This is a genomic window from Streptomyces sp. NPDC029014 (assembly GCF_055564695.1).
In genome coordinates this window covers 1-7,241 of the sequence record NZ_JBVHVT010000157.1, presented here as the reverse complement: position 1 = coordinate 7,241, position 7,241 = coordinate 1, and the positions used below count along the sequence as shown (strand labels likewise).

The window sequence follows — 7,241 nt, the reverse complement described above, 5'->3', positions numbered from 1 at the left end:
GAGCGGGGGGGGGGTGGGGGGGGGGGGGGGGGGGGTGGTTTTTGGGGGGGGGGGGGGGGGGGGGGGGAGGGGGGGGGAGGGGGGGAAGCCCCCCCCCCGGGGGGGGGGGCCCCCCGGCCCCTTCCTCACCGGTCCGACCGCCCGCCTCAGGGGCGGGCGTCGAGCCATTCCTCGACGGACAGCGCCGTCGTCCGGGCGTGCTGCTCCATCATCGTGAAGTGGTTGCCGGGCACGTCCAGGGCGGTGTGCTCCAGGTCCCAGTACGAGCGCCAGTCGCCGTCCGCGGCGCGGGTCCAGTCGAAGAACTGCTCCTGGGCCCGGACCAGCAGGGTGGGCGTCTTCACCGCCTCCGGCTTCCAGCCGGCGAACAGCCGGAAGTAGGCGCCCATCGCCAGCAGCCGGTTGTCGTCGACCGGGACGTAGGTGTCCTGCCGCTCGTCCACCCCTGCCGACAGCCCCGGCTGGATGCCGAGGATGGCGTCGTCGTCGTGCGAGTAGATGTCGATCAGGACCACGGCCTCCGGGAAGACCCCTGCCTCTTCCAGCTTCCCGGCCACCGCGTGCGCGAAGATGCCGCCCGAGGAGTGTCCGAGGAGCACGAACGGCGCCCCGTCCGCATGCCGCAGCACGGCCTCGGCCTTCGCCTCGACGACCGCCCCGGTGGTCGAGGGCAGCTGCTCGCCGCGCACGAACCCGGGTGCGGCCATCGCGTGGACGTCCCGCCGGCCGCGGAACGCGGACGCGAACCGGGAGTACTGGTGCGGCCCGGAGATGGACAGGATCGAGGAGAAGCAGATCAGGCCGGCACCCGTCCCGCCGCGGGAGAGCCGTACCAGGCTCGGCGCCTTGCGGAGCTCGGCGGGCGTCGCGAACGACGGCCGGAACCGGGAGGCCTGCATGAGCAGATCCATGAACGCGCCGGAGGTACCCTGCGTCCCGGCCTCCCGGAGCATCGCCCCGAGGACCCCGGAGGTCTCCTCCCCGCCCTGCTCCGCGGCTCCGTCCGGACCGGCGGGCCCGCCCGCGGCCCCGGATCCGGCGAGCTCGGTGCGCAGTCGCCGGGCGACCAGCAGGGGGGTCGGCTGGTCGAAGAGCAGGGTGGCGGGCAGGCGCAGGCCCGTGACGGCGTTCAGCTGGTTGCGCAGCTCGACCGCGGTCAGAGAGTCCAGGCCGAGCTCCAGGAACTCCTGGGACTCCCCCACCGCATCGGGCGAGGGGTAGGCGAGGACGGCGGCCACCTGGGCCCGGACGAGGTCCAGCAGCGCCCGCTCCTGCTCCTCCTCCGGCAGCCCGGCCAGGCCCTGGAGCTGCCGCGCGGCGGCGGACACCGCCGCGTCGGCGGGACCGGAGGCGGCCTTGCGCAGGCCGCCGCGCACCATGGCGCGGAAGAGCGGCGGGAGGGCGCCGGCCTCCGCCTGGGCGTGCAGCGGCGCCGTGTCGAGGTGCATGGCGACGAACACGCTGCCCCCGGTCAGGGAGGACGCCGTGTCGAAGAGGGCCAGGCCCTCCGCGGACGACAGCGGGGCCAGTCCGGACCGCGCCATCCGCTGGACGTCGGCGTCCGTGAGGTCGCCGGTCATCCCGCTGCGCTGCTCCCACGGTCCCCAGGCCAGCGACACGGCGGGCAGGCCGGCCGCCCGACGGCTCTGGGCGAGCGCGTCGAGGAAGGCGTTGGCCGCGGCGTAGTTGGCCTGGCCGGGGTTGCCGAGCGTGCCGGCCGCCGAGGAGAACAGCACGAACGCGCCGAGGTCCAGGTCGCGGGTCAGCTCGTGCAGGTGCAGGGCCGCATCGGCCTTGGGCTGCAGGACCGCGTCGATCCGTTCCGGGGTCAGGGACGGTACGAGCCCGTCGTCGAGGTGGCCCGCGGTGTGGACGACGGCGGTCAGCGGCCGCTCGGCCGGGATGCCGGCCAACAGTGCGGCGAGCGCGTCCCGGTCGGAGGCGTCGCAGGCGACGACGGCCGCCTCGGCGCCCAGTCCGGCGAGTTCGGCGACGAGTTCCGCGGCGCCGGCGGCGCGGGGGCCGCGCCGGCTGGTCAGCAGCAGGTGCCTGACGCCGTGCTCGGTCACCAGGTGGCGGGCGAGCAGGCTGCCGAGCGCGCCGGTGCCACCGGTGATCAGGACGGTGCCGTCCGGGTCGAGCGCGGGCCCGGCCGGTGCCCGGTCCGCCGCCGTCCCGCCGTCGGGCTCCGTCGCCCGCTCCGGGGCCTGCGGTGCGGGGCGGGCCGCGGGCACCTTCGCCAGTCGGGCGGCGTGCAGGGCTCCGCCGCGGACGGCGAGCTGCGGTTCACCGCTCGCCACGGCGGCCGCGACCAGCGCGCCGAGGTCCGCCGCCGCCGCAGCGCCCCCGGTGCCGTCGCCGGTGTGGTGCGCGTCGAGGTCGAGGATCTGGAACCGGCCTGGGTTCTCCGACTGGACCGACCTCAGCAGACCCCACACGGAGGCGCGCGCCAGGTCGGTGACGCCCTCGCCCGGCCGCGCCTCGACCGCGCCACGGGTGACCACGGCGAGGCGGGCCTCGGCGAAGGTCTCCTCGGCCAGCCAGTCCTGGACGAGCGCCAGGGCCTCGTGGGCCGCCTGCCGGGTGTCCGCGGCGATGGCCTCGGCGGCGGCGGTGTCCGCGGCCGGTGCGGCGTACGGGACGAGCACGGTGCCGGGCAGCGGCTTGCCGGCGACCACCACGCCCGCGAGGGCGTCGAGGTCGGCGTAGACGTCGGCGGTGACGCCCGCCTCGTGCAGCGCGGCCTCGAGACCGAGGGTGTCGGTGCCGACCACGGCCCAGCGTCCGCCCGGGGCGGCGGAGTCGGCGGGCAGGGCGGGCCATTCGAGTCGGAACAGCGACTCGTGGAAGACGGGCCGGGCCGACTGCACGCGGGTCGGGTCGAGCTCCCGCAGCAGCAGGGACTCGACCGACACGACCGGTTCGCCCTGCTCGTCGAAGGCCGTGAGGGACACGGCAGCCGGCCCCGCCGGGGCGAGCCGCACCCGCAGCGCTCCGGCGCCCACGGCGTGCAGGCCGACGCCGGTGAAGGAGAAGGGCAGCCGCATCCGGACGTCCGCGTCCGGTGCCCCGTCGTCCGTGGCGAAGAAGGAGCCGAGGGCGAGGCCGTGCAGTCCGGCGTCCAGCAGGGCCGGGTGCACGCCGAAGTGCGCGGCGTCGGCCCGCGGGCCGTCGGCGAGCGCGAGTTCGGCGAACAGTTCGTCGCCGTTCCGCCACGCGGACCGCAGGTTGCGGAAGGCCGGGCCGTACGCGTAGCCGGCGGCGGCGAACAGCTCGTACAGGTCGGTCACGTCGAGCTGTTCGGCCCCGGCGGGGGGCCACACCTGCGGGCCGGCGGCCGGGAGGGCGGCCGGGGTGTCCGTGGCACCGAGCACGCCGGTGGCGTGCCGCGTCCACGGCTCGTCCGGGCCGGGACCGTCCTCGTCGGCCGCGGTCTCGGTGCGCGAGTGCACCTGGAGGGTGCGGCGGCCCGTGTCGTCGGGTGCGGCCACCGAGACCCTGAGCAGGAGGGCGCCGGGCTCGGGGAGCACCAGCGGGGCCTCCAGGGTCAGCTCCTCCAGGACGGCCGTGCCGGCGCGCCGGCCGGCGTGCAGCGCGAGCTCGACGAAGGCGGTGCCGGGCAGCATGACGGCGCCCGCGGCCCGGTGGTCGGCCAGCCAGGGGTGCGTGCGGAGCGAGAGGCGGCCGGTGAACAGGAACCCTTCCGAGTCGGGCAGTTCGACGGCCGCACCGAGCAGCGGGTGTGCGGCCGGGCCCAGGCCGGCGGAGGTCACGTCGCCGCCGTACGCGCCGTCCTGCACCTCGATCCAGTAGCGGTCGCGCTGGAAGGCGTACGTCGGCAGGTCGGTGTCCCGGGCTCCGGTGCCGGCGAAGTACGCCGCCCAGTCGATGCGGGCACCCCGGGTGTGGGCCCGTGCGACGGCGGTCGTGAGGGTGTCGGCCTCGGGCCGGCGCTTGCGCAGGGCCGGGGCGAAGGCGGCGGTTGCGGCGCCTTCGGTCAGGCAGGCCTGCGCGAGGGCGGACAGCACGCCGTCGGGCCCGAGTTCGAGGTAGGTGGTGACGCCGGCGGCTTCGAGGGCGCGGACGCCGTCGAGGAAGCGGACCGCCTCGCGGACGTGCCGGACCCAGAAGTCGGCCGATCCCATCTCGTCGGTGACGGGGGCGCCGGTCAGGTTGGAGACGACCGGGATGCGCGGGGCGGCGTACGTCAGGCCTTCCGCGACCTTCCGGAAGTCGGCCAGCATGCCGTCCATGTGCGGCGAGTGGAAGGCGTGGCTGACCGTGAGGCGGGTGTTCTTGCGGTCCGGGAGGGCCTCCACGACGGCGACGGCCGCGTCCTCGTCGCCGGCGATCACGACGGCCCGCGGGCCGTTGACGGCGGCGATGCCCACCCGGTCGGTGAGGAGGGGCAGGACCTCGTCCTCCGCGGCCTGTACGGCGATCATCACGCCGCCGGCCGGGAGGGCCTGCATCAGCCGGCCGCGGGCGGCCACCAGGGTGCACGCGTCCGGCAGGGAGAGCACGCCCGCCACATGGGCGGCGGCGATCTCACCGACGGAGTGCCCGGACAGGAAGTCCGGCTTCACGCCCCAGGACTCCAGCAGCCGGAACAGGGCCACCTCCACCGCGAACAGCGCCGGCTGCGCGTACTCCGTGCGGTCCAGCACGGCCGCGTCGGTCCCGAACAGCACCTCCTTCAGCGGCAGTTCGAGGCGCGCGTCCAGCTGCTCGCAGACGGCGTCCAGCGCGGCGGCGAACACCGGCTGGGCGTCGTACAGTTCGCGTCCCGTCCCGAGGCGCTGACTGCCCTGCCCGGTGAACAGGAAGGCCAGCTTCCCGCCCCCTGCGGCGCTGACCGTGCCGGCCGCGACGCCGGGGGCGGCCGGGTCGCCGTCCACCAGTGCGGTCAGGCCGCGCAGCAGCTCGTCCCGGTCGCCGGCGACGACCACCGCACGGTGGTCGAAGGCGGCCCGGCGAGTGGCCAGTGACCAGGCGACGTCCACCGCAGCGGCGTCGGGCGCGTCCTCCAGGTGGGCGCGCAGGCGGGCCGCCTGGGCGCGCAGCGCCCCGTCCGACTTCGCGGACACCAGGTACGGGAGCGGCAGCGGGGACGCGGTCGGTGCCGCGCCGTCCGCCACCGGGGCGGCGGCGGGGGTGGCCGTCTCGTCGGGGGCCTGCTCGATGATGGTGTGGGCGTTGGTGCCGCTGATGCCGAACGAGGACACGGCGGCGCGGCGCGGGCGGCCGGTCTCCGGCCAGGTGACGGTGTCGGTGAGGAGCGAGACGGCGCCTTCGGACCAGTCGACGTGCGGGGTGGGCTCGTCGACGTGCAGGGTCTTCGGCAGGATGCCGTGGCGCATCGCCTGGACCATCTTGATGATGCCGGCGACACCGGCGGCGGCCTGCGTGTGACCCATGTTCGACTTGATCGACCCGAGCCACAGGGGCGCGTCGGCTGCGCGTTCGCGGCCGTACGTGGCGAGCAGGGCCTGTGCCTCGATGGGGTCACCGAGGGTCGTGCCGGTGCCGTGGGCCTCGACGACGTCCACCTCCGCGGCGGTCAGGCCGGCGTTGGCCAGGGCCTGCCGGATGACGCGCTGCTGGGAGGGCCCGTTGGGGGCGGTCAGGCCGTTGGAGGCACCGTCCTGGTTGATCGCCGAGCCGCGGACCACCGCCAGCACGGGGTGGCCGTTGCGGCGGGCGTCCGAGAGGCGCTCCACCAGCAGCATGCCGACGCCCTCGCCCCACGCGGTGCCGTCGGCCGCGGCCGCGAAGGGCTTGCAGCGGCCGTCCGTGGCCAGGCCGCGCTGGCGGCTGAACGCGATGAACGTACCGGGGGTGGCCATCACGGTCACACCGCCGGCCAGCGCCAGGTCGCATTCGCCGTTGCGCAGGGCTTGGGCGGCCAGGTGCAGGGTCACGAGGGAGGAGGAGCAGGCGGTGTCGACCGTGACGGCGGGGCCTTCGAGGCCGAAGGTGTAGGAGACGCGGCCCGAGGCGACGCTGCCGGAGCTGGACGTCCCCATGTAGCCCTCCAGGCCGGCGGGGGCGCGGTGCAGGAGCGTGCCGTAGTCGTTGTACATGACGCCGGCGAAGACGCCGGTGCGGCTGCCGCGCACGGTCGCCGGGTCGATGCCGGCCCGCTCGAACGCCTCCCACGACGCCTCCAGCAGCAGGCGCTGCTGGGGGTCGGTGGCGAGCGCCTCGCGCGGCGACATCCCGAAGAACACCGGGTCGAAGTGGTGGGCGTCGTGGAGGAAGCCACCGGCGGTGCTGTAGCTGGTGCCGGCCTGGTCGGGGTCCGCGCTGAACAGGCCGGCGAGGTCCCAGCCCCGGTCGTCCGGCATGTCCGAGATCGCGTCGCGGCCGTCCAGCACGAGCTGCCACAGGTCCTCGGGCGAGCGCACGTCGCCGGGGAAGCGGCAGGACATCGCCACGATGGCGATCGGCTCGTCGTCGTGGACGGTGACGGCGGCCGGGGCTGCGGCCGCTGCCGCCTCCTGGCTGCCGAGCAGCTCGGCGTAGAGGTACTCCGCCAGGACGGCGGGGGTCGGGTAGTCGAAGACGAGGGTGGCGGGCAGGCGGACGCCCGTGGCCGCACCGAGGCGGTTGCGCAGCTCGACCGCCGTCAGCGAGTCGAAGCCGACCTCGTTGAACGAACGTGCGGGGTCGACCGCTTCGGGGCCGGCGAAGCCGAGGACGGCGGCGACCTGGCCGCGGACCAGCTCGACCACGGCGTCCTGCTGCCGGTCCTGCGGGAGCGCGGCCAGCTGCCGGGCGAACGCGCCCCCGGCACCCCGGGCGGCACGGCGTACGGGCATCCGCACGAGGCCGGAGAGGAGCGGCGGGAGCATGCCGCTGCCGGCTTGGGCACGCAGCGCCGCCAGGTCCAGCTTCACCGGGACCAGCAGCGCCTGCTCGGCGGCGCAGGCGGCATCGAACAGGGCCACGCCCTCCGCCGCACCGATGGCGTCGACACCGCCGCGGCCGAGGCGCGAGACGTCCTCGGCGTCGAGGGCGGCGCCCATGCCGCCGGTCTCGGCCCACAGGCCCCAGGCCAGCGAGGTGCCCGCCAGGCCGGCAGCCCGGCGGTGCGCGGCCAGGGCGTCCAGGAAGGTGTTGGCCGCCGCGTAGTTGGCCTGGCCAGCGCCGCCGAACACGCCGGCGGCGGAGGAGAACAGGACGAACGCCGACAGGTCCAGCTCACGCGTCAGCTCGTGCAGGTTCCACGCCGCGTCCAC

General features: G+C 76.0%; 1 protein-coding gene. It reads right to left on the bottom strand.

Annotated elements, in window-relative coordinates:
* Positions 1-146: 146 nt before the first annotated feature.
* Positions 147-7,241, bottom strand: a 7,095-nt coding sequence (locus ACZ4VL_RS39710; RefSeq protein WP_468210626.1) for an SDR family NAD(P)-dependent oxidoreductase, incomplete at its 5' end; no start/stop codon positions are given.